At 32.1% G+C, this 21,911-nt stretch carries 16 protein-coding genes and 1 pseudogene; all 17 read left to right on the top strand.

The features are described 5' to 3' along the window. The 17 genes and pseudogenes from WY13_RS14820 to WY13_RS14740 all read left to right on the top strand — a co-directional run bounded on the left by WY13_RS14820 (window position 1) and on the right by WY13_RS14740 (window position 21,716). Complete coding sequence (locus WY13_RS14820; protein ID WP_063556386.1) at window positions 1–207, top strand: DVU_1557 family redox protein; 207 nt, start codon at window positions 1–3, stop codon at window positions 205–207. Then, window positions 207–941, top strand: a complete 735-nt coding sequence (trsM, locus tag WY13_RS14815) for a DVU_1556 family methyltransferase (protein WP_063556385.1) — start codon at window positions 207–209, stop codon at window positions 939–941. The genes WY13_RS14820 and trsM overlap by 1 nt, the downstream gene beginning before the upstream one ends. Beyond that, a complete protein-coding gene (locus tag WY13_RS14810) occupies window positions 934–1,395 on the top strand; it encodes a DVU_1555 family C-GCAxxG-C-C protein (protein WP_063556384.1) in 462 nt (153 codons plus the stop codon). Before trsM ends, WY13_RS14810 begins: the two co-directional genes overlap by 8 nt. Next, window positions 1,392–2,771: a radical SAM (seleno)protein TrsS gene (gene trsS, locus WY13_RS14805; protein WP_063556383.1), complete on the top strand. Its 1,380-nt coding sequence runs from the start codon at window positions 1,392–1,394 to the stop codon at window positions 2,769–2,771. Before WY13_RS14810 ends, trsS begins: the two co-directional genes overlap by 4 nt. A gap of 54 nt (window positions 2,772–2,825) precedes the next feature. Further along, complete coding sequence (locus tag WY13_RS14800; RefSeq protein WP_063556382.1) at window positions 2,826–3,905, top strand: XdhC family aldehyde oxidoreductase maturation factor; 1,080 nt, start codon at window positions 2,826–2,828, stop codon at window positions 3,903–3,905. 103 nt (window positions 3,906–4,008) lie between these two features. Then, window positions 4,009–5,907: a sigma-54-dependent Fis family transcriptional regulator gene (locus tag WY13_RS14795; protein ID WP_063556381.1), complete on the top strand. Its 1,899-nt coding sequence runs from the start codon at window positions 4,009–4,011 to the stop codon at window positions 5,905–5,907. A 194-nt stretch (window positions 5,908–6,101) separates the two neighbouring features. Next, window positions 6,102–8,825, top strand: coding sequence for a molybdopterin-dependent aldehyde oxidoreductase (locus tag WY13_RS14790; RefSeq protein WP_063556380.1), 2,724 nt, complete (start codon window positions 6,102–6,104; stop codon window positions 8,823–8,825). A gap of 514 nt (window positions 8,826–9,339) precedes the next feature. Beyond that, the gene (locus WY13_RS14785) at window positions 9,340–11,613 is read left to right on the top strand and encodes a pyridine nucleotide-disulfide oxidoreductase/dicluster-binding protein (RefSeq protein WP_063556379.1); all 2,274 of its coding nucleotides are present in this window, start codon (window positions 9,340–9,342) and stop codon (window positions 11,611–11,613) included. Between the two features lie 2 nt (window positions 11,614–11,615). After that, complete coding sequence (locus tag WY13_RS14780; RefSeq protein ID WP_063556378.1) at window positions 11,616–11,822, top strand: DVU_1557 family redox protein; 207 nt, start codon at window positions 11,616–11,618, stop codon at window positions 11,820–11,822. Next, window positions 11,819–12,007, top strand: coding sequence for a C-GCAxxG-C-C family protein (locus tag WY13_RS21905; protein WP_242866519.1), 189 nt, complete (start codon window positions 11,819–11,821; stop codon window positions 12,005–12,007). The genes WY13_RS14780 and WY13_RS21905 overlap by 4 nt, the downstream gene beginning before the upstream one ends. Before the next feature lie 506 nt (window positions 12,008–12,513). Next, window positions 12,514–13,827, top strand: coding sequence for a DVU_1553 family AMP-dependent CoA ligase (locus tag WY13_RS14770; protein WP_063556377.1), 1,314 nt, complete (start codon window positions 12,514–12,516; stop codon window positions 13,825–13,827). A gap of 2 nt (window positions 13,828–13,829) precedes the next feature. After that, entirely contained in the window at window positions 13,830–14,888 is a 1,059-nt protein-coding gene (locus tag WY13_RS14765; RefSeq protein WP_063556376.1) for an XdhC family aldehyde oxidoreductase maturation factor, read from the top strand. Beyond that, a complete protein-coding gene (locus WY13_RS14760; protein WP_063556375.1) occupies window positions 14,875–15,981 on the top strand; it encodes a DVU_1551 family NTP transferase in 1,107 nt (368 codons plus the stop codon). Before WY13_RS14765 ends, WY13_RS14760 begins: the two co-directional genes overlap by 14 nt. Next, window positions 15,974–16,560 (top strand): annotated as a pseudogene (cobC, locus tag WY13_RS14755) (alpha-ribazole phosphatase). The gene WY13_RS14760 and the pseudogene cobC overlap by 8 nt, the downstream one beginning before the upstream one ends. Next, a complete protein-coding gene (locus WY13_RS14750; RefSeq protein WP_063556510.1) occupies window positions 16,560–18,470 on the top strand; it encodes a sigma-54-dependent Fis family transcriptional regulator in 1,911 nt (636 codons plus the stop codon). Before cobC ends, WY13_RS14750 begins: the two are co-directional and overlap by 1 nt. A gap of 472 nt (window positions 18,471–18,942) precedes the next feature. Then, window positions 18,943–20,226 (top strand): guanine deaminase, encoded by a 1,284-nt coding sequence (gene guaD / locus WY13_RS14745; RefSeq protein WP_063556374.1) that lies wholly within the window; start codon window positions 18,943–18,945, stop codon window positions 20,224–20,226. Between the two features lie 65 nt (window positions 20,227–20,291). Beyond that, window positions 20,292–21,716 carry an NCS2 family permease gene (locus WY13_RS14740; protein ID WP_063556373.1) on the top strand — a complete coding sequence of 475 codons (1,425 nt, stop codon included), beginning with the start codon at window positions 20,292–20,294 and terminating at the stop codon, window positions 21,714–21,716. The last annotated feature ends 195 nt before the right edge of the window (window positions 21,717–21,911 follow it).

Below are 21,911 nucleotides of genomic sequence, written 5' to 3'. Positions count from 1 at the left end.
ATGAATGTTATCAAAGAAGGAACAACTCCATGGATTTGTGATAAATGTAATAAAGAATTAGAACTTAGAAAGGTAAAAGTTTGTTATCTTGGTGGAAATTTTGAAGTGGAGCTTATGCAGTGCCCTAAGTGTAAAATGGTAATTATAGAGGAGGATTTAGCTTTAGGTAAAATGCTGGAGGTGGAAAAAGGACTGGAGGATAAATAATGAAATGCTGTAATGCTTATGAAAGTGATGATATGAAAAATATTACAGGAGAAACTCTAAGGCCTGGTGGATTTACATTGACAGATAAAGCAGTGAAATTTTGTAAGTTTTCTTCAAAAGATTCTATAATGGATTTAGGCTGCGGTACTGGAGCTACGTTAAATTATTTGTGTGAAAAATATAATATAAGTGCAGTTGGGCTTGATCCTTCTCAAAAATTAATAAACAAAGGCAAAAAAATATATAAAAATTTAAAATTTATCTGTGGGAAAGGTGAAAAAATTCCATTTCATAATCAAGAATTCAATGGAGTTTTTGCAGAATGCACCCTTTCCCTTATGGAAAATTTAAATAATGTTATAGGAGATGTCTTTAGAATATTGAAACCTGGCGGATGGTTTATTATTACAGATGTGTATGCCAGAAAAACAGAATTTATCCATGAACTTCATGAGATTTCAGTTAATAGTTGCATGAGAGGTCTTCATAATTTAGATGAACTTAAAAATACAGTTAAAAATGTAGGTTTTCATGTGAAACTTTTGGAAGACTGCAGTGATTTGTTAAAAGAACTTATGGTAAAGACAATATTTACCTATGGGTCCATGAGTATATTTTGGAATAAAGTGTCTAGCTGTTCTATAGATGGTTGTGAATTTCAGCAACTATTAAAAAATTGTAAGCCTGGCTATTTTATAATGATAGCGAAAAAGGAGGATGAATGTTATGAATGATACTGCTTTCCGTATATATAAATTAGCTTCATCGGGGTTTTGTTGTACTCAAATAATTCTTAAATTGGCTTTGGAGGATGAAGAAACAGAAAACACAGACTTGATAAGGGCTTTAAATGGACTTTGCGGAGGACTTGGCTCCGATGAAAAAGTATGTGGAATTTTAACTGGAGGTATAGCTGTTATAGGACTTTATGCAGGAAAAGGCGAGCCGAGAGAATATCACAGTGAAAATTTTCAACCCATGTTAAGTGAATATATAAATTGGTTTAAAGAAGAATTTGAAAGTACTGAGTGTAGAAATATAATAGGAATTCAAAAAATAACTGATGAAAATGGTAATATAAATTATCCTGTGAAGTGTGGAGAAATACTTCTCAAAAGTTATGAAAAGATTCAACAGATAATATGCAAATATGGATATGATTTTGGAGATAGGGATGATGATGTGTGAAAAGTGTAGATATAATTTCTGAAACTCAAAGTTTATGTCCAATTTGTTTAAAAAAGATTGATGCAAAAAAAGTTTTGTATGGTAATAAAGTTTATATGGAAAAATATTGTCCAGATCATGGACAATTTAGGACTATCTTATGGAAAGGCAATATTTCCATGAAGAAATGGATTAGAAATAAGGAAAGGGCTTATATAAAAAATCCTTCTACAAATGTTCAAAAAGGATGCCCATTTGACTGCGGTCTTTGCAGTGAGCATAGGCAGCATACATGTACAGCTTTAATAGAAGTTACTCAAAGGTGTAATTTGAAATGTAAATTTTGTTTTGCAGATTCTTATGCAGGTAAGGAAGAAGATATTTCCATAGAAAAAATAAAATTTATGTATGAAAAATTACTGGAGTCTTCTGGAAACTGTAATGTACAGTTGTCAGGTGGAGAACCTACGATTAGAGATGATTTGCCTGATATAATAAAATTAGGAAGGAAACTTGGATTCAAGTTCATACAGGTGAATACCAATGGTATACGCATGGCACAAGATGAAGAGTATGTTAAAAAATTAAAGATATCAGGGCTTAGTTCGATTTTTTTACAATTTGATGGTACAACGGATTTGATATATAGAAAATTAAGGGGAGCTGAACTTTTGAACCTTAAGGTAAAAGCTATAGAAAACTGTAGAAAGCATAATATAGGTGTAGTTCTTGTGCCAACTATAGTTCCCGAAATAAATGAGGATAATATAGGGAAAATTATAAATTTTGGATTGAATAATATGCCGGCAGTAAGGGGAGTGCATTTTCAACCTGTGAGTTATTTTGGAAGGGTACCATTTATTCCTAAAGAAGAACAAAGAATTACCCTACCTGAGATCATAGAAAATATAGAAAAACAAACATCTGGAAAATTTAAAATAGAAAGTATGAAACCTCCTGGATGTGAAAATGCACTTTGCTCTTTTCATGGCAATTATATATATAAAGATAAGAAAGAATTGATAAATGTTACAAATAACTCTAAAAGCTGCTGCAGCAAAAATGAGAAGGCAGAAGAAGGGGCAAAAAAAGCCAAGGAATTTGTTTCACGAAACTGGTCTTCTAGAAAAATGACTAATCCTAATACAAAGGTGAAGCTTAGTAAAATTGATAGTTGGGATAAGATATTATACAATATAAATAATTATTCTTTTAGTATATCTGGTATGGCCTTTCAAGATATCTGGAATGTGGATTTGGAAAGAGTGAAGGACTGCTGTATCCATGTAGTAAGTGAAGAAGGAAAACTTATACCATTTTGTATGTATAATATTACAGATGCAGAAGGAAATTATATTTATAGAAATTGCAAAGTTAAAATGAATAATATCCCTTAAAGCATAGATATTTGATGAAGAAAAAGTATATGATAATAGAGGGAGGGGGTAATTATGGAGGATATTTATGAAAAAATAAATGAGCTTTTAGATAGAAGGGAAGACTTTGTTTTAGCTACTATTTTAAAAAAATCACGAGCTGTCTCTAGAGAAGAGAGCACAAAGATGATTATAAAAAAGGATCTTTCAATTATAGGAACTATAGGTGGGGGTATATTTGAAGCAGCAGCTATAAAATTGTCTTCAAAAGTTTTTGAAAGTAGTGAATATATAATTAAAAAATGTTCACTTATCGGTGAAGGAGCTGAAAAATTAGAAGCAGCATGTGGTGGAGACATTAAACTGCTTTTGGAATATGTGGATTGTAATGACAGCAAAATGGTAGAAATGTATAAGAATGTTCAAAAGTTAAAGAGAAGAGGTGATAATTTTGTAATTGTGACTAGGATTCCTGAAAAAGGAAAGAGTATAAAAGGTATAGATAAATGGGTTTGCAGCGAATCATCACTTTATGGTGAAGAAGACGAGAAAGTTCAGTGTGTAATAAGGAAGATAAGAGAAGAATTTAAGCATGTTACTATACAGTATATTGATTTAGATGAGGGACATTATTTAATAGAACCTGTTTTAAATTGTAAAACATTATATATAATAGGGGCAGGGCATGTATCACAAAAAATCGCAGAAGTAACAAAAATATTGGATTTTAAAACTATTGTCATAGATGATAGAAAAGAATTTGCAAATAGAGAAAGGTTTAAAGATGTTGAAGAAGTAAAAGTAGTTCCTTCTTTTGAAAATATACTTAAATATATAAATGTAGATAATAACAGTTATATAGTAATAGTTACTAGGGGGCATGCCTATGACAAGGAAGTTCTCGGGCAAATGCTTAGAACTGATGCAGAGTATATAGGTATGATAGGAAGTAAAACCAAAAGAGAATTTGTATATAATTGTCTTTTGAATGAAGGATATACAGAGAAAGACCTAAAAAGGGTACATAGTCCTATAGGTATTACTATATTTGCGCAAACTCCTGAAGAGATAGCAATAAGTATTGTAGCAGAACTTATAAAAGTTCAAAGGGAGTCTTTTAATCGAAAAAATAAAGTTGAAGCCATGATTATTTAAGTACGATATTCTTCTACAATGGAAGAATAGAAGAATGTTAATGGACTTTCCTATAATAATGCAAGGTTGAATTGAAAATTGTTATTATGACGGGGGGATTATTATGAATGCAGCTATTTGTAAATTGGACAATGCAGTTGTATCCAAGCCTAATATAGAACTTTCACATAGAAGATGTAAAAAGTTAAGTATTGATTCACACCAGGTCTTTAGTAAAAAAATAATACATGATGCTGAATTACAGAAAAGATTTGCAGCTAACAGAAATTTAATATTGACTGCAGCACCTTATATGGAGCAGCTAATTAATTTCGTAAAGGGATTTAATTTTTTTGTGTTACTTACAGATGGAGAAGGATGTATATTAAATGCGTTAGGTGATGAAAAAATACTCGAGGAAGCCTTTTCTTTGAAAATGGTACCGGGAGCTTTTATGAATGAAGAAAATATTGGAACAAATGCTATGAGCGTAGTTATAAAAAGTAAATTGCCAGTTCAGATTTCTGGAGATGATCATTTTATTAATGCATATCATAAGTGGACATGTTCTGCGGCACCTATAAAAGATAGTAAAGGAAGACTTATAGGTGTATTGAATCTTACTGGGTACATTGAATTTGTACATTCTCATACACTTGGCATGGTTATAGCAGCGTCAAATGCTATAGAAGAAATGCTTAAAGTAGAAGAGTACAATAAAATTCAAAATATGAATTACAAGCATATAAAAAATATATTTAATTCAAGTCCTGTTGCTATAATAACCTCGGATATAAATGGTAAGATAAAAATTTGCAATAAAAAAGCACAAGATATGTTTGGCATAAGGGGAAATAAGTTAGAGACAAACAATATGGAGGATATTATAGAAAACTGGAATAATATAAAAGCATCTATATATTTAGGAGAAAGTACTTCAAAAGAAACAATTATGGTTTCACTAAGAAATAAGATTGGGTATCAAGTAACTACTAGTTCAATATACAATTGTGATGATGATAATAATATTGAGATAGTTTATGTTTTTGAAAAAGCTAAAAAGGTAAACAAAAAGAATAATGGCCAGGCTTACTATACCTTTGGTAAAATAATAGGTCAGGATGAAAACTTTACAAAAGTAATAAATTATGCAAAAAAGATTTCAGATAGTAAATCAACTATACTTATAATGGGAGAAAGTGGTACGGGAAAAGAAGTGTTTGCACAATCCATTCATAATTATAGTAGAAGAGTAGATGGACCTTTCATAGCTTTAAATTGTGGGGCTATTCCTAAACAGCTTATAGAATCAGAGCTTTTTGGGTACGAAGAAGGAGCTTTTACAGGTGCCAAAAAGGGTGGTAACCTTGGGAAATTTGAATTGGCAGATGGTGGAACTATAATGTTGGATGAAATTGGAGAAATGCCTCTTGATATGCAGACAAAGCTTCTAAGAGTTGTACAGGAAGGCGTGATAATGAGAATTGGAAGTTCAAAGTCTATACCTGTAGATGTAAGAATTATAGCTGTTACAAACAGAGATTTAAAAAAGGAAGTGGAATGTGGAAGATTTAGAAAAGATTTATATTACAGATTAAATGTTCTGCCTTTATATTTGCCTCCACTTAGAGAAAGAAAAAAAGATATACCTCTTCTTATTCGATATTTTGTTAAGAATATAGCACAAAAGTTAAATAAAAAAGAGCCAGTTATATCAGAAGAATACTTTAAGAAAATGGCCAACTATAATTGGCCTGGAAATATAAGAGAATTGGAAAATTTGGTTGAGCTAATTGTAAATACAGGATCTATACCAGCAGGTTATTTTACAGAAGAAAACTGTGATAATGAGGTACTTGTGGATATTAGCGATGATTGTTTAAAGTTAGATTATATTGAAAAAGAACATGTAATTAAAGTATTGAAGAAGTTCAAGGGGAATATAACTCATTCGGCAGAAGCACTTGGTATAAGGAGAAATACTTTATACAGCAAGATAAAAAAGTATAATATACAAATGTAATATTTTTATTCAAAAAAGAAAGAGAGAGGGTTACCTACAGATATGTTGTTGGTAACCCTCTAATTATATTTCAAAAAGAAGGTTTAAAGAAAACGTAGGCGAGTCCAACATTTTGAATATTGATATTAATTATTGCTCATAATAATAGTGAAATTAGTATTTCTTCCAATAATATAAAATCAAGGAGGTACAATATGTTAAAAAAGAGCTTAATTATTAATGGAGTTAAAAGGACTGTTATAGCAGATCCTGAGGCATTTTTAGCAGATGTTTTGAGAAAACAATTACATCTGGTTGGAACAAAAGTTGGATGTAGAAAAGGAGAATGTGGTGCCTGCTCTATAATCTTAGATGGAAAAGTTGTAAGAGCTTGTATAACTAAATTTAAAAGAGTTCCTGATGAAGCAAACATTATAACTATAGAAGGGGTCGGCACTAATGAGCATCTTCATCCACTGCAGCTAGCATGGATGGTTCATGGTGCTGCACAGTGTGGATTCTGTACACCTGGATTTATAGTTTCTGCAAAGGCACTTTTAGATGAAAACACAAATCCAACTAGGGAAGAAGTAAGAGATTGGTTCCAAAAACATAGAAATGTATGTAGATGTACGGGATACAAACCAATAGTTGATTCTGTAATGGAAGCAGCAAAACTTATGAGGGGAGAAATAAGAAAGGAAGACATATGGGCTAAACTTCCTAAAGATGGAACTTTGCTTGGTTCGAGTGTAGTACGTCCATCTGCCCTTGCAAAAGTAACAGGATCATGGGAATTCGGAGCAGATCTTGGATTAGAACTTCCACCAGGAACATTGCACATTAAATTAGTTCAGGCAACGGTATCCCATGCCAATATAATATCTATAGATACTTCAGAAGCAGAAAAAATGCCTGGGGTATATAAAGTAATAACATATAAAGATGTACCAGGTAGTAATAGAATAAACGGTTTGGCTTTCCCATCCAATAAAGGTGATGGACTGGAAAGACCTATATTAAATGATAAGAAGGTTTTCCAATTTGGAGATGCTTTAGCTATGGTTTTGGCAGAGAATCCAGCTATAGCTGAAGCAGCGGTGGAAAAAGTTAAAGTAGAGTTAGAAGAGTTACCAGCTTATATGAGTGCACCAGCTGCTATGGCAGAAGATGCTATAGAAATTCATCCAGGAACTCCTAATATTTACTTTGAATGTGGTACTAAAAAAGGTGGAGATACAAAACCTTTAATGGATTCGCTTCCTTATGTTGTTGAAGATGATTTTTATGTTGGAAGACAACCACATTTACCACTTGAACCAGATGTTGGATTCGCATATTTTGATGAAGATGGAGATTTAATGGTACATTCAAAGAGCGTTGGAATACACATACATGCAGCAATGGTTGCAGATGGAATAGGAATACCACTTGAAAAACTTAAAATAGTTCAAAATCCTACAGGAGGTACATTTGGTTATAAATTTAGTCCAACAATGGAAGGTCTTCTTGGAGTAGCTGCTATGGTAACCAAAAGACCTGTATACCTGGAATTCAATATGTATCAACAAATAACTTATACAGGAAAGAGATCTCCATTCTTCATGCATGTTAAATATGGTGCAGATAAAGATGGAAAGATAAAGGCACTGGAATCAGATTGGAGTGTAGATCACGGTCCATATTCTGAATTTGGAGACCTTTTAACAATGAGAGGAACTCAATTTATAGGTGCTGGATATAATGTCCCGAATATAAGAGGTGCAGGTCGTACCGTAGCTACAAATCATGCTTGGGGTTCTGCATTTAGAGGATATGGTTCACCTCAATCCCTCTTTGCATCAGAAGTAGCAGTTGATGAGTTAGCTGAGAAGGTTGGAATGGATCCTCTAGAATTTAGATATAAGAATGTTTATAGAGAAGGAGATACAACTCCAAATGGATGTCCTCCAGATGTAATTTGTCTGCCTCAGGCAATAGATAAATTAAGGCCATTCTATAATGAAGCAAAAAAGAGAGCTAAGGATAAAAATAATGCTAGTTCTGGAGATAAAAAATATGGTGTGGGAGTTTCACTTCTCATATATGGATGTGGCCTAGACGGTCCAGATACATCAAGAGCTTGGGCTGAAATTACTCCAGAAGGTGTTACTGTAGCAAACTCCTGGGAAGATCACGGCCAAGGTGCCGATATGGGAACACTCACAATTGCTCATGAAACTTTAAAACCTTTAGGAATAAAACCTGAACAAATCAAACTTGTTATGAATGATATGAAATTTACGCCAGATAGTGGTCCTGCAGGTGGAAGTCGTTCTAATGTTTTAACCGGTAATGCTACAAGAGTTGCCTGTGAAAACTTAGTAAATGCTTTGAAAAAAGAAGATGGGACTTATAGAACTTATGATGAGATGGTGTCTCAAGGTCTTCCAGTAAAATATGATGGAGAGTGGACTGCACCATGTACTGCTTGTGATGTAGAGACAGGTCAAGGAAATCCATTCCCTGTATATATGTATGGTGTACTTATGGCAGAAGTAGAAGTCGACGTCAATACAGGAAAGACTAAAGTTGAAAATCTTACTATGGTTTCAGATTGCGGTACTATAGTAAATAAAATAGTAATTGAAGGACAGCTTTATGGTGGATTAGTTCAAGGTATAGGACTCGCTTTAAGTGAAGATTTTGAAGATTTAAAGAAACATGTTACACTTACAGCTTGTGGAATACCTCAAATAAAAGATGTTCCAGACAATATAACACTTATTCATCAGGAAACACCACGACCAAATGGCCCTTATGGAGCAGCAGGATCGGGAGAAATGCCGCTTTCAGCACCACATGCTGCAATAATTAATGCAATATATAATGCCTGTGGAGCCCGTATTACTAAATTACCAGCTTTACCTGAGAAGGTTTTAGCAGCACTTAAGAAATAAGAGATAACATATATTAGGCATATCTCTATCAAGTGATTCTTAGGTTCAGATGGAGTTTGCTTATAAAGATGACTTTCTCCAGCTGAACCTTATTAACAGTATTCTTAGTGTCTTTAGCACTTAGAATACGTTATCCTTTAGGGGAAGAACTTATCCAGGTGCGTAGCAGTGCTTATCACCCACTTTGATAGAAAAGCAGATATCCCAAATCTTTGATTTGGTGATAGTCGCTTTCGCTGTGTGCGATGGGGTGTTAGCAATGGTAGCGATCGGATAAAGGAATCAGAAGCAAATAATTTCTACATTTTATATTGAAGTGTTCTTTTAAAGTTTCTGATTCCTTTTTGTTATAGATAATTAACATTGAGACTAAACTTATCCAGTATCATTTCATTATTAGATGATTTAAAATATATATGAAGAAATGAATATTGCGAAAATTTTAAGCAAAAGAAAATAATTTTATAAGTTTAGTTCTAGAGCTAATAATCTATAAAGGAAGGTGAGAAGTTCTATGGATTTAAATAAACTACTGAATAGAAGAGAGTTATGTATTGGAGACAGACCTTCAGCCTGTATAGCAGCATGTCCTTTACACATGGATGTGAAAGCTTTTATTGAAGAAATACAAAAGGGAGACTTTAAAAAAGCTTATAAAATTATGTCTAAGAAGATTCCTTTTGCAAGAATAATAGGAAGTATATGTGATGAGCCTTGCCAGGGTGTATGTCCTAGAAATAAATTAGGCGGAGGCATAAATATACATGAGCTTGAGAGGGCAGCAATAGAGTTAGGTTTTTCTTCCCCCAAAAGGTCTATTTCTATACCCAAAAATGGGAAAAAGGTTGCAGTAATAGGTGCAGGCATAAGTGGTATTGTTGCTGCTTTCGACTTGGATAGAAAAGGATATCAAGTTACTGTCTACGAAAAAAGTGATAAAATAGGCGGCAGATTGTGGAACTTCCAGGGGGAGCAGCTTTCAAAGAAAACAATAGAAGAAGAATTAGAAATAATGAATAAAGATGATATAACAATTAAGTTCAATGAATTTGTAGATGAAAAAAAATTGGAGGATATACTCAATACCTATGATGCAGTTTACATGGGGACAGGAACTTGGAAAAAAGATTTAAAAGTAAATCCACAAACTTTCCAGGTGGAGGATAGTTCTTTGTTTGTAGGGGGAAGAGTTGTAAACAAAAACGATTCAGTTATACTTTCCATAAGTTCTGGAAGAAGGGCAGCTACATCCATTGACAGATATCTTCAAAAAACTTCTCTTACAGCAGCTAGAGAAAATGAAGGCTCTTATGATACTCCCTTAAAACTTCAATTGGATGATATAGAAGCTGTAGAACCTATTAAAAGGACCTCTTCAGTGTATAATGAAAAGGAGGCAATAGAAGAAGCACAAAGATGTTTGAAATGTGAATGTTCACAATGTGCTAGAAATTGTCCACATTTAAGAAGGTATAATACTGAACCTAGAAAATATATAAGACAGATAAATCACAATGAAAACATCGTACTAGGAGATCACTATGCAAACGAAATGATTAATTCATGTACTCTTTGCGGACTTTGTGGTGAAGTTTGTCCTTCCAATTTGGATATGAAAGATGTAATACAAGAGACTCGTGAAAGCATGGTAGAAAGAGAAAAAATGCCTGTGTCAGCTCATGATTTTGGACTTAGAGATATGGAATTTAGTAATAGTAAACATTTTTCTATGGTAAAAAATCAGCCGGGATATGAAAAGGTGAAGTATATGTTTTATCCTGGATGTCAGCTGCCTGCTTCTTCTCCTGAATATATACCTGAAATATATAAATATCTTATGGAAAATATTAAAGATGGAGTTGGAATAATGCTAGGCTGCTGTGGTGCACCAGCAGATTGGGCTGGAAGACAGGATTTAGTGAAGAAGAATGTGGAGGATATGAAAGATAAATGGGAAAAAGCAGGAAAGCCAACTTTTATTTTAGCCTGCTCAAGTTGCTATAGAAACTTTAAAAAATATATGCCGGACATTAAACTCATTTCTCTGTGGGAAGTTATGGATAAGTATGGCATTAGAGAAAATAATAAAACAGAGAAAAAGAAAGTGTTAGCTGTACAAGATGCATGTTCAACAAGGCATAATAAAGAAATTCACGAAAGTATAAGAAGTATAGCAGACAAATTAGGATATGAAATAAAAGAACTCAAATTTTCAAAAGAAAAAACTAAGTGCTGTGGCTATGGAGGCTTAGTATACTTTGCAAATAGAGAGCAGTCTAGGGAATTTGCAAAAGATAGGATAGGTGAAAGTAACCTGGATTATTTAGTTTACTGTGCAATGTGTAAGGATCTATTTATAGATGAAGGTAAAAAAACATTTCATATCTTGGACTTAATCTATAGCAGCAATTTAGAGGAAGCCGGACTGAGAAAAGTTCCAAGTCTTTCAAAGCGGCATGAAAATAGAGTACTTGTTAAAAAGAAACTTTTAAAAGAAATATGGAATGAGAAAATAAATGACTTTAAGAAGGATTATGGATTTAAATTAAATATACCGGACAATGTGCAAAATCAAATGGAAGAAAGATTGATTTTGCTTGAAGATATAGAAAAAGCGGTAGATAATGCACAAAAAAATAAAGAGAGGTTTTTTAATCCTGAAAATTCTCATTATTTATGCAGACTTAGGATTGGCAGTGTTACCTATTGGGTAGAATATGAAAAAAATGAAAATGAGGTTTTTGTTAAGGATGTTTACAGCCATAGGATGGAAGTAGTGGAGGAATAGCTATGAATATTGATAAAGAAGAGAAAACTCCATGGATTTGTGATAAATGTAATAAGGAATTAGAACTTAGACAGGTAAAGGTTCTATATCTTGGAGGAAATTTTGAAGTTGAACTCATGCAGTGTCCTCAATGTAAAATGGTAATTATAGATGAGAAGCTTGCATTAGGAAAAATGAAGGAAGTAGAAAAGGGACTGGAAGATAAGTGATAATAGCAGAGAAGGAGGATAAAGAAAACACAGATTTAGTAAAGGCCTTAAATGGCCTTTATTGGGGATTAGGATCTTATGAAAAGGTTTGCGGAATTTTAACTGGAGGTATAGCTGTTATAGAACTTTATCCAGGAAAAGGTGAACGTGGAGAATATTATGGGAAAATTTTCAACTTATGTTAAGTGAATATATAGATTGGTTTAAAGAAGAATTTGAAAGCACAGAGTGCAGAGATATAATAGAAATTTAAAAAATAACTGATGAAAATGGTAATATAAATTATCCTGTAAAGTGCGGAAATGTTTTATTGAAAAGTTATGAGAAGATCCAGCAGATAATATGTAAGTATGGATATGAATTTGGAAATAGGGATGATTAGTAAAATTAACAGTTGAGATAAAATATTGTACAATATAAACAGAGTTCTTGGTATCAGATGGAGTTTTGACTCCACCTGATGCTTATTAACAGGATTCTTAGTGCTTCAGCACTTAGAAGGCGTTATCCTTTAGGAAAAATCGTTATCCAGGGACGTAGCTGCTCTTTACTCCAACTTGGAGAAGAGGGAGTATTAGAGCAGGTAGTCATCGGATAAATAGCTATTCTTTTAGTATATCTACCATGGCATTTCAAGACGCTTGAAATGTGGATTTACAGAAATTGTGGAGTTAAAGGGGGAGAGGGCAAAATGAAGCTGACACCACTTGAAGCATGGATAGTGGATAAAACGGGGATAAAGGAAAAAAATAGAGAAGCTTTAGAAAATTATCAGTTAAATAAAATAAGAAAAGTTATAGATTATGGAAAAAAATATAGTAAGTTTTATAAGGAATATTTAAAAAATATTGAGGAAAATGATATAAAATCCCTTAAATATTTTGAAAAAATTCCTTTTACATTGCCAGAACATATAAAAGAAAACTCAAATAATTTTTTATGCGTACCTCAAAGAGATATTGCGAGGATAGTAACGTTAAGAACTTCGGGAACAAGTGGAGAAGAAAAAAGAATATATTTTACGGAAAAGGACTTAGATCTTACTGTAGAATTTTTTAAATATGGCATGCAGTGTATTGTAAATAAAAATGACAGAGTATTGGTGCTTTTACCAGGAAATAGTCATGGCAGTATAGGAGACTTACTAAAAAAAGCGCTAAAGGATATAGATATAACATGTTATGTTCAAGGTGTACTTGTAAATCCTAAGGATACTGCAGAATTTATAAAGGAAAAAGGTATAGATTGTATAGTTGGGATTCCACTGCAGGTACTGTATTTTTCCAGAGTGGAATCTGAAACATTTAAAGCCAGTATAAAAAAAATTCTTCTAAGTGCTGATTATGTGCCAGAAACATTAATAAGAGAAATTACACATAAATTTAACTGTAAAGTTTTTACACACTATGGCATGACGGAAATGGGGTATGGAGGAGGAGTAGAATGCGAGGCTTTAAGTGGCTACCATATGAGAGAAAATGATCTGTATTTTGAAGTAATAAATCCACTTACAGGCAAAATAGTAAAAGATGGAGAGTATGGTGAGATAGTATTTACAACTCTTACAAGAGAAGGAATGCCTTTAATAAGATATAAAACAGGTGATATAGGGTGTTTTAAAGCAGATTTGTGTGCTTGTGGTACTTTTTTAAAGACTATGGAAAGAGTTCATGGAAGGATGGAAAATAAAATTGTAATAGGTAAAAATAAATTCCTATCTATGAGAGATTTGGATGAAATAATCTTGTCTTTTGAAGAGGTAATAAATTATAATGTTTATATTGAAAAGAAAAATATTCTGTATATAGATATTGCTGTAAAAGAGAAAGAGGATTTTTACAAATTAAAAGGACATATTAAAGATAGTGTAGAAAAAATTCCATCAGTAAGGGAAGCATTAATTGATGGAACTTTGGAAATTGTATTAGGTTATATGAAAAAAAATACAGAAATAAAAAATAGTATGGTAAAGAGAAAAATACATGATTATAGATGGAGGGGATAAATGTGGAAGATATATATGAGGTGATAAATAATCTTCTAGATAAAAAAGAAGATTTTGTTTTGGCCACTATTCTAGAAAAATCTGGATCTGCACCTAGAGAAGAAGGCACCAAGATGATTATAAAAAGGGATTTTTCTATTATAGGAACTATAGGTGGAGGCATATTTGAGGCATTGGCCATAAAATTATCTTCAAGGATATTTGAAAATGGGGCTTATATAATTAAAAATTGTTCACTTACAAATGAAGGTGCAGAGGCTTTAGGTGCTGCATGTGGTGGAGATCTTAAATTGCTTCTGGAGTATGTAGATTATAAAGACAGTGACATGGTGGAAATGTATAAAAATGTGCAGAAGCTGAAGAGAAAAGGTGATAATTTTGCTATTATAACTAGAATACCTGAAGAAAGAAAAAGCATAAAGGGTACGGATAAATGGATTTGCAGTGAGGCATCATTTTATGGAAAAGAGGATGAGAAAGTTCAGCACATAATTAGAAAAATAAGAGAAAATTTTAAAAATGTTACTATGCAGTATACTGATATAGAAGAGGAACATTATTTAATAGAACCTGTTTTAAATACTCAAACCATATATGTAATAGGTGCGGGACATGTAGCACAAAAAATTGCAGAAGTAGCTAAAAGTCTAGATTTTGACATTGTTATTATAGATGATAGACAGGAATTTGCAAATAGGGAAAGGTTTAAAGATGTAGAAGAAGTAAAAGCAATTCCTTCTTTTGAAAATATTCTTAAATATATAAAAGTAGATAGTAATAGTTATATAGTAATAGTTACAAGAGGCCATGCTTATGACAAGGAAGTATTAGGGCAGATGCTTAAGACTAATGCAAAGTATATAGGGATGATAGGAAGCAAGAGCAAAAGAAAGTTCGTTTATGAGAGTCTTTTGGATGAAGGATATACAGAGGAAGATTTGAGAAGGGTACATAGTCCTATAGGTGTTTCTATATATGCACAAACTCCTGAAGAAATAGCAATAAGTGTTGTGGCAGAACTAATAAAAGTAAAAAGGGAGACTTTTAATGGAAAAAGATAAATTAGGGGCCATTATCATTTCAGCAGGATATTCTTCAAGGATGGGAGACTTTAAACCACTTTTGAAATTTGGAGAATGTACTGCAGTGGAAATGCTAATAAATACATTTAAGGCTTCAAAAATTGATGATATTGTAGTAATAGTAGGCCACAGACAAAATGAAGTAATAGATGTAATTAAAGACTTAGGAGTTAAGTGGGTAAAAAATGAAGATTATTCAAAAGGTATGTTTTCTTCCATAGTAAAGGGTATGGAAGTATTACAAGAGGATGTAAAAGGCTTTTTTATGAATCCTGTAGATATACCTCTCATAAAAACACATACTGTAAATATGTTAAAAGATAAATATATGGAATGTGGTAAGGGTATTATATATCCCAAGTTTAATGAAAAATCAGGGCATCCACCCTTTATAGATTGTAAATATAGATCAGAAATAATGAAAAGTGATGGTGAAGGGGGACTGAAGAGAATACTTCAAAAGTTTGACAATGATTCTATAAGAGTTTCGGTTCCAGATCAGGGAATATTGATGGATATGGATATTAAAGAAGACTATAAAAAGTTATTAGAATATTTCTATTTAAAAGCACCTAATTTGGAAGAATGTTATTGCATTTTAGACTTATATGGTGTACCTTGTAATATAAGGAGACATAGTAATAAGGTATCAGAAATAGCTCTAAATGTTTTAAATAAGTTAAATAGTAAAGAATATAATTTCAATAAGAATACAATGTTAGCTGCAGGACTTTTGCATGATTTGGCTAGAAAAGAAAAAAATCATGCTAAAGAAGGGGCAAAAATATTAAGTGACTTGGGTTACCCGAATATAGCTAAAATAATAGCAACTCACATGGATATAGAGGTAAATGAAGAAGATAATATTACAGAAGGAGAACTACTGTACTTGGCAGATAAAGTTGTTCAGGAAGATGAATTAGTAGGATTAGAAAAAAGATTTTCTGAATATTCTTCAAAATTTTCAAATAATCCTGAAGCATTAAACAAAGTGAGAAAAAGGTTTGGGGAAGCCAGAAAAATTGAAAAAAAGATAAAGAGTGTATTGGGGAAAGATTTTAGTTATGAGTAGAAAAATATATTTAATAAGACATGGTAAAATAAATGTAGGCAATGAGAAACGTTACATAGGAATAACAGATATACCTTTAAATGAAGAAGGTACTTTACAAGTACTAAAGCTAAAAAGTTTTTTGAAAAAATAAACATAGAGAAAGTATATTTAAGTCCTCTAAAAAGATGTGTTGAAACAGCACATATAATTTTAGAAGATAGAAATATAGAAAAAATTATAGTAAATGAGTTAATGGAAATAAATATGGGAGAATGGGAAGGAAAAACTTTTAGTTTTATTAAGAGTTCTTTACCAGAGCAGTTTAAAAATAGAGGAGAAGATATAGGAGGTTTTGTACCAACAGGGGGAGAAAGTTTTAAAAATCTTGAGAAAAGAGTTATCCCTGCTTTTGAATCTATTATAAATAGCACTAGTGGTAATATAATTATAATTTCCCATGCAGGAGTTAATAGAGTCATACTAAAGAATATTTTATCAATATCTATGCAGGACATATTTAAAATAAATCAACCCTATGGGTGTATAAATGAGCTTTCCTTTAGTAATGGGAAGTGGAATTGGAAATTGTTATTATAATGGGGGGGATTATAGTGAATACAGTTACTTCTAAATTAGATAATGAAGTTTTATATAAAACGGATGTAGAACTTTCGCATGAAAGATGTAAAAAGTTCGGTATTGATTCACACCAAGTTTTTAGTAAAAAAATTTTATATGATAATGAATTACAGAAAAGATTTGCAGCTAACAGAAATTTAATATTGACCGCGGCACCTTATATGGAGCAGCTAATTAATTTTGTAAAGGGATTTAATTTTTTTGTTTTACTTACAGATGGAGAAGGGTGTATATTAAATGCCTTGGGAGATGAAAAAATACTTTCGAAAGCTTTTTCTTTAAAAATGGTACCAGGGGCTTTTATGAATGAAGAAAACATTGGAACTAACTCTATGAGTATGGTTATAAGCACTAAAATGCCAGTTCAAATTTCTAGAGATGATCATTTTATTAGAGCATACCACAAATGGACGTGTTCTGCAGCACCTATAAAAGATAGTAAAGGAAGACTTATAGGTGTATTGAATCTTACTGGGTATGCTGAATTTGTACATTCTCATACCCTTGGAATGGTTATAGCAGCGTCAAATGCCATAGAAGAAATGCTTAAAGTAAAGGAATGCAATAAGATTCAAAATATGAATTACAAGCATATAAAAAATATATTTAATTCAAGCCCCGTTGCTATAATAACTTCCGATGTAAATGGAAAAATAAAAATTTGCAATAAAAAAGCACAAGATATGTTTGGTATAAGAGGTAATACGTTAGAAGCAGATAAAATGGAAGATATTATAGAAAACTGGAATGATATAAAGACGTCCATATATTTAGGACAAGGTACTTCAAAAGAAACAAACATAGTGGCTGTGAGAAATAAAACTAGATATCAACTAACTACCAGTTCTATATATAACTGTGAAGATGATAACATTGAGATAGTATATGTTTTTGAAGAAATCAAAATAGTAAAAAAAAGAAATGATGGTCAGGCTTACTATACTTTTGATAAAATAATTGGCCAAGATGAAAGCTTTATGAGAATAATAGAGTATGCTAAAAAGATTTCAGATAGTAAATCAACTATACTTATAATGGGAGAAAGCGGTACAGGAAAAGAGGTATTTGCACAATCTATTCATAATTACAGTAGTAGAGTAGATGGACCGTTTATAGCTTTAAATTGCGGTGCTATTCCTAAACAACTTATAGAGTCAGAACTTTTTGGATATGAAGAAGGAGCTTTTACAGGTGCTAAAAAGGGTGGAAACCTTGGAAAATTTGAGTTGGCAGATGGCGGAACTATAATGCTGGATGAAATTGGAGAAATGCCTCTTGATATGCAGACAAAGCTTCTAAGAGTTGTACAGGAAGGCGTAATAACGAAAATTGGGAGCTCAAAATCTATACCTGTGGATGTTAGGATTGTAGCTGTCACGAACAGAGATTTAAAAAAAGAAGTGGAGCGTGGAAGGTTTAGAAAAGACTTATATTATAGATTAAATGTACTGCCTTTATATTTACCATCACTTAGAGAAAGAAAAAAGGATATACCGCTTCTTATTCAATATTTTGTCGAGAATATATCACAAAAATTAAATAAGAAACAACCAATTATACCAGGAGAATATTTACAAAAAATGATTAACTACAGTTGGCCTGGAAACATAAGGGAATTGGAAAATGTAGTGGAGTTAATTATAAATACTGAATCTGTACCTGCAGGTTATTTTTCAGAAGAAAGTTGTAATAATGATGTACTTGTAAATATTAATGAAGATTGCTTAAAATTGGATTACGTGGAAAGGGAACATTTAGTAAAGGTGTTGAAAAAGTTTAAGGGAAATATAACTCATTCGGCAGCAGCATTGGGAATTAGGAGAAATACTTTGTACAGCAAGATTAAAAAATATAAAATAGAAATGTGAAAGAAATATAGGGTTATCAAGCAAAAAATAAACTTATACTCCGAATATTTTTACAACCTTCAGCCCAGTTAAATATTTTGATAGGTCCAAATGAAAAATATTTAAATGGGCTTCATTATTGTAAAAAATTTCTGCGTATAAGTTTATTTTCCATATAGAAGACCTATATAATTTTTACCTAATTTTATAATATATTATTACAAAATTAATATATATTGACATAAGTATAATTGGGAATTATAATAAAAGTGGACTAACTAGTTAGTATAAGCAAAAACAATACTATACAATCACATATTATATTTTACGATATATTAAATTAACTTATTTAAGTATAGATTATATCATATTTAACTCTTCAGTATTCTAATTTACAATCATTTTTAATAATAATGTATTAATATCTTATTTAAATTTCTATTTCTAATCTTTAAATGCAAAAATTACAATAACTTAAAAGGGGGCAAACTTAATGGAGGGCATATATGTTGTTAAGGGTAATATTATCTTTACTAAAACTTTTGGCAAGTTTGAAGTATTTGAAAATGGGTATATTGTAGTCGAAGGTAAGTGCGTTAAAGGTGTATATAAAAATCTTCCTGAAAAGTTTAGTAAGATAAGGGTTATAGACTATGGAGATGCAATTATAATACCAGGATTTGTTGATTTGCATTTACATGCATCACAATATGGAAACTTAGGATTAGGACTTGACAAAGAACTTATGCCATGGCTTCAAGAGTATACTTTTCCTGAGGAATCAAAATATGCAGACATTAACTATGCAAAAAAGGTGTACTCAGCTTTAATAAGAGATTTGTGGAGATTTGGTACCACAAGGGCATGTGTTTTTGCAACCATTCATAAAGATTCAACAAAACTTTTAATGGATTTATTTGCGGAGTCAGGATTATCAGCATATGTGGGAAAAGTAAATATGAACAGAAATTCACCAGAATACTTGGTAGAAAATACAGAAGATTCAATCTATGATACGGAAGAAATATTGAAGGAATATTCTACAAAATATGAACTTGTAAAGCCTATAATTACACCTAGATTTGTTCCAAGCTGCAGTATGAAGTTATTGAAGAGCTTAGGAAATTTAGCTAAAAAGTACAATGTCTCAGTACAGTCACATTTATGTGAAAATAATGATGAGGTTAGATTTGTTAAAAAGTTACATCCAGAGTGTAAAAACTATGCAAGGGTATATGATAGCGCTGGATTGTTTGGAGATGTGCCTACTATTATGGCTCATTGTATTTTGGTAGATGAAGATGAAATTGAATTGATGAAAAGAAAAAATATATTTATTGCCCACAATCCTAATTCAAATTGCAATTTGTCAAGTGGTATTGCACCTATTAGAAGGTTAATTACAAGAGGTATCCCTGTAGGGCTTGGAAGTGATATATCTGCAGGACATAGTTTGTCAATGACAAATGTAATTGTAAATAGTGCTCAGGTATCAAAGTTAAAATGGCTTGAAAGCAGTAAAGTAGATAAGCCTTTTAGTACTGCAGAATTATTTTATCTGGCGACAAAAGGTGGAGGAAAATTTTTTGGTAAAGTAGGAAGTTTTCAAGAAGGATATGAGTTTGATGCTCTTGTTATTGATGACAGCAGTTTAGCTATATTTAGACAATTGTCAATAGAAGAAAGGCTGCAAAAGTTTATTTATACTGGAGATGACAGAAATATTAAAGAGAGATATGTAGCTGGGAAAAAAATAAAAGAGCCTAAGTGTTATTAAAAATAAAGTTCTTCAGCTTAACAAGTTTCGAGAACTTTAAATAATTTTATAATGGGGGTTAATTTATGGAAAGTAGAGTTAATGGACAGAAAAATTCATTTCTAGAATCATTCTTTAAGTTAAAAGACAACAACACAAATGTAAAGACAGAAATCCTTGCTGGATTCACTACTTTTATTACTATGGCCTATATAATATTTGTTAATCCAAGTGTTCTCAGAATAGCAGGTATGAATTCAGCAGGTGTAGTTGGAGATGCAGCTTCAAAGTTTAATGTAGGTTCTGATCCTATCGTATCAGCGGTATTTGTTGCTACTTGTCTAGCTGCTGCTGTTGGAACATTTATAATGGGGTTCTATGCAAATTTACCTTTTGCTCAAGCTCCAGGTATGGGTCTTAACGCATTCTTTACTTACACGGTATGTTTGACATTAGGTTTTAATTGGCATCAAGCTCTTACTGCAGTACTGACTTCAGGTATTTTGTTTATAATTATTACAGTTACATCCATACGAGAAAAAATTGTTGATGCTATACCCCAAAATTTAAAATATGCTATGTCTGGTGGTATAGGACTTTTTATTGCTCTTATTGGTTTGAAGAGCGGCGGAATAATAGTTTCAAATAAGGCGACACTTGTAGGTTTTGGTAATTTTGCAGAGCCAGGAACATTGCTTACCATAATAGGAGTTTTAATAATTGGTGTACTTATGGCAAGAAATGTTACAGGATCCATTCTTATAGGTATTGTTTTAACTACAATAATAGGTATACCACTTAAAGTTACTTCTCTTGCAAATTTACACATCTTTAGTGCACCACCTTCTCTTGCTCCTACTTTTGCAGCTTTTGATTTTTCAGGCCTTTTTTCAAAAGGAGGTACTTCTATAGCAGGAGCAATTTTGAGTTTTGTTATGGTTGTTATAACAATTTGTTTGGTTGACCTTTTTGATACTATTGGAACACTTGTTGGAACTGCCACGAAAGCAGGAATGGTAGATGAAAACGGTAAAGTTTTAAGACTTAAAAAAGCCCTTATCTGTGATGCAGTAGCAACAACTGCGGGGTCATTTTTCGGAACAAGTACTGTTAATACCTATGTTGAATCAACCTCTGGTGTTACAGCAGGAGGAAGAACCGGTCTCACAGCAGTAACCGTAGGTATATTATTTATTCTTTCATTATTCTTCTCAGGACTTGTTGGAGTAGTTCCTTCACAGGCTACAGCACCAGCACTTATTATAGTAGGTGCCTTAATGATGGGAGTAATCAAAAATATAGATTTTGGTGATTTTACAGAAGCATTACCATGTTTCTTTGCTATTTCATTAATGGCTTTTAGTTATAGTATAGCAAATGGTATCGCAGTTGCAATGATCATCTATCCTATAGTAAAAGTAGCTACTGGTAGAGGTAAAGAACTCAGTCCAATAGTGTACGTTCTTGCTGTATTATTTGTGCTAAGGTATTTACTACTTCCGTTTGAGTAGAGTAATATATATATATTATATATTCAACTTTTACACATATGAGATTTTGATTTAATTTAAATATAATGCGAAGCAATATTTTTGAGAGGACAGTGAAGGATGATTTTTCTCCGCTATGCTACGAAAAATTTTCAATTTAAAAGAAACTTATCTTCATTGTCCTCTCAAAAGTTGCTTCGCAATATTTTTAAACTG

The sequence above is a fragment of the Clostridium ljungdahlii genome (genome assembly GCF_001636845.1).
Taxonomy (GTDB): domain Bacteria; phylum Bacillota; class Clostridia; order Clostridiales; family Clostridiaceae; genus Clostridium_B; species Clostridium_B ljungdahlii_A.
The sequence above is the reverse complement of the archived record's forward strand: the minus strand, read 5'-3'. Positions and strand labels throughout refer to the sequence as shown.

What these genes read in the sequence shown, in the direction of transcription:
- WY13_RS14820 (WP_063556386.1), top strand. Translation starts at nt 1, where the DNA reads ATGAATGTTATCAAAGAAGGAACAACTCCATGGATTTGTGATAAATGT.
- trsM (WP_063556385.1), top strand. Translation starts at nt 207, where the DNA reads ATGAAATGCTGTAATGCTTATGAAAGTGATGATATGAAAAATATTACA.
- WY13_RS14810 (WP_063556384.1), top strand. Translation starts at nt 934, where the DNA reads ATGAATGATACTGCTTTCCGTATATATAAATTAGCTTCATCGGGGTTT.
- WY13_RS14800 (WP_063556382.1), top strand. Translation starts at nt 2,826, where the DNA reads ATGGAGGATATTTATGAAAAAATAAATGAGCTTTTAGATAGAAGGGAA.
- WY13_RS14795 (WP_063556381.1), top strand. Translation starts at nt 4,009, where the DNA reads ATGAATGCAGCTATTTGTAAATTGGACAATGCAGTTGTATCCAAGCCT.
- WY13_RS14790 (WP_063556380.1), top strand. Translation starts at nt 6,102, where the DNA reads ATGTTAAAAAAGAGCTTAATTATTAATGGAGTTAAAAGGACTGTTATA.
- WY13_RS14785 (WP_063556379.1), top strand. Translation starts at nt 9,340, where the DNA reads ATGGATTTAAATAAACTACTGAATAGAAGAGAGTTATGTATTGGAGAC.
- WY13_RS14780 (WP_063556378.1), top strand. Translation starts at nt 11,616, where the DNA reads ATGAATATTGATAAAGAAGAGAAAACTCCATGGATTTGTGATAAATGT.
- WY13_RS14770 (WP_063556377.1), top strand. Translation starts at nt 12,514, where the DNA reads ATGAAGCTGACACCACTTGAAGCATGGATAGTGGATAAAACGGGGATA.
- WY13_RS14760 (WP_063556375.1), top strand. Translation starts at nt 14,875, where the DNA reads ATGGAAAAAGATAAATTAGGGGCCATTATCATTTCAGCAGGATATTCT.
- WY13_RS14750 (WP_063556510.1), top strand. Translation starts at nt 16,560, where the DNA reads ATGGGGGGGATTATAGTGAATACAGTTACTTCTAAATTAGATAATGAA.
- guaD (WP_063556374.1), top strand. Translation starts at nt 18,943, where the DNA reads ATGGAGGGCATATATGTTGTTAAGGGTAATATTATCTTTACTAAAACT.
- WY13_RS14740 (WP_063556373.1), top strand. Translation starts at nt 20,292, where the DNA reads ATGGAAAGTAGAGTTAATGGACAGAAAAATTCATTTCTAGAATCATTC.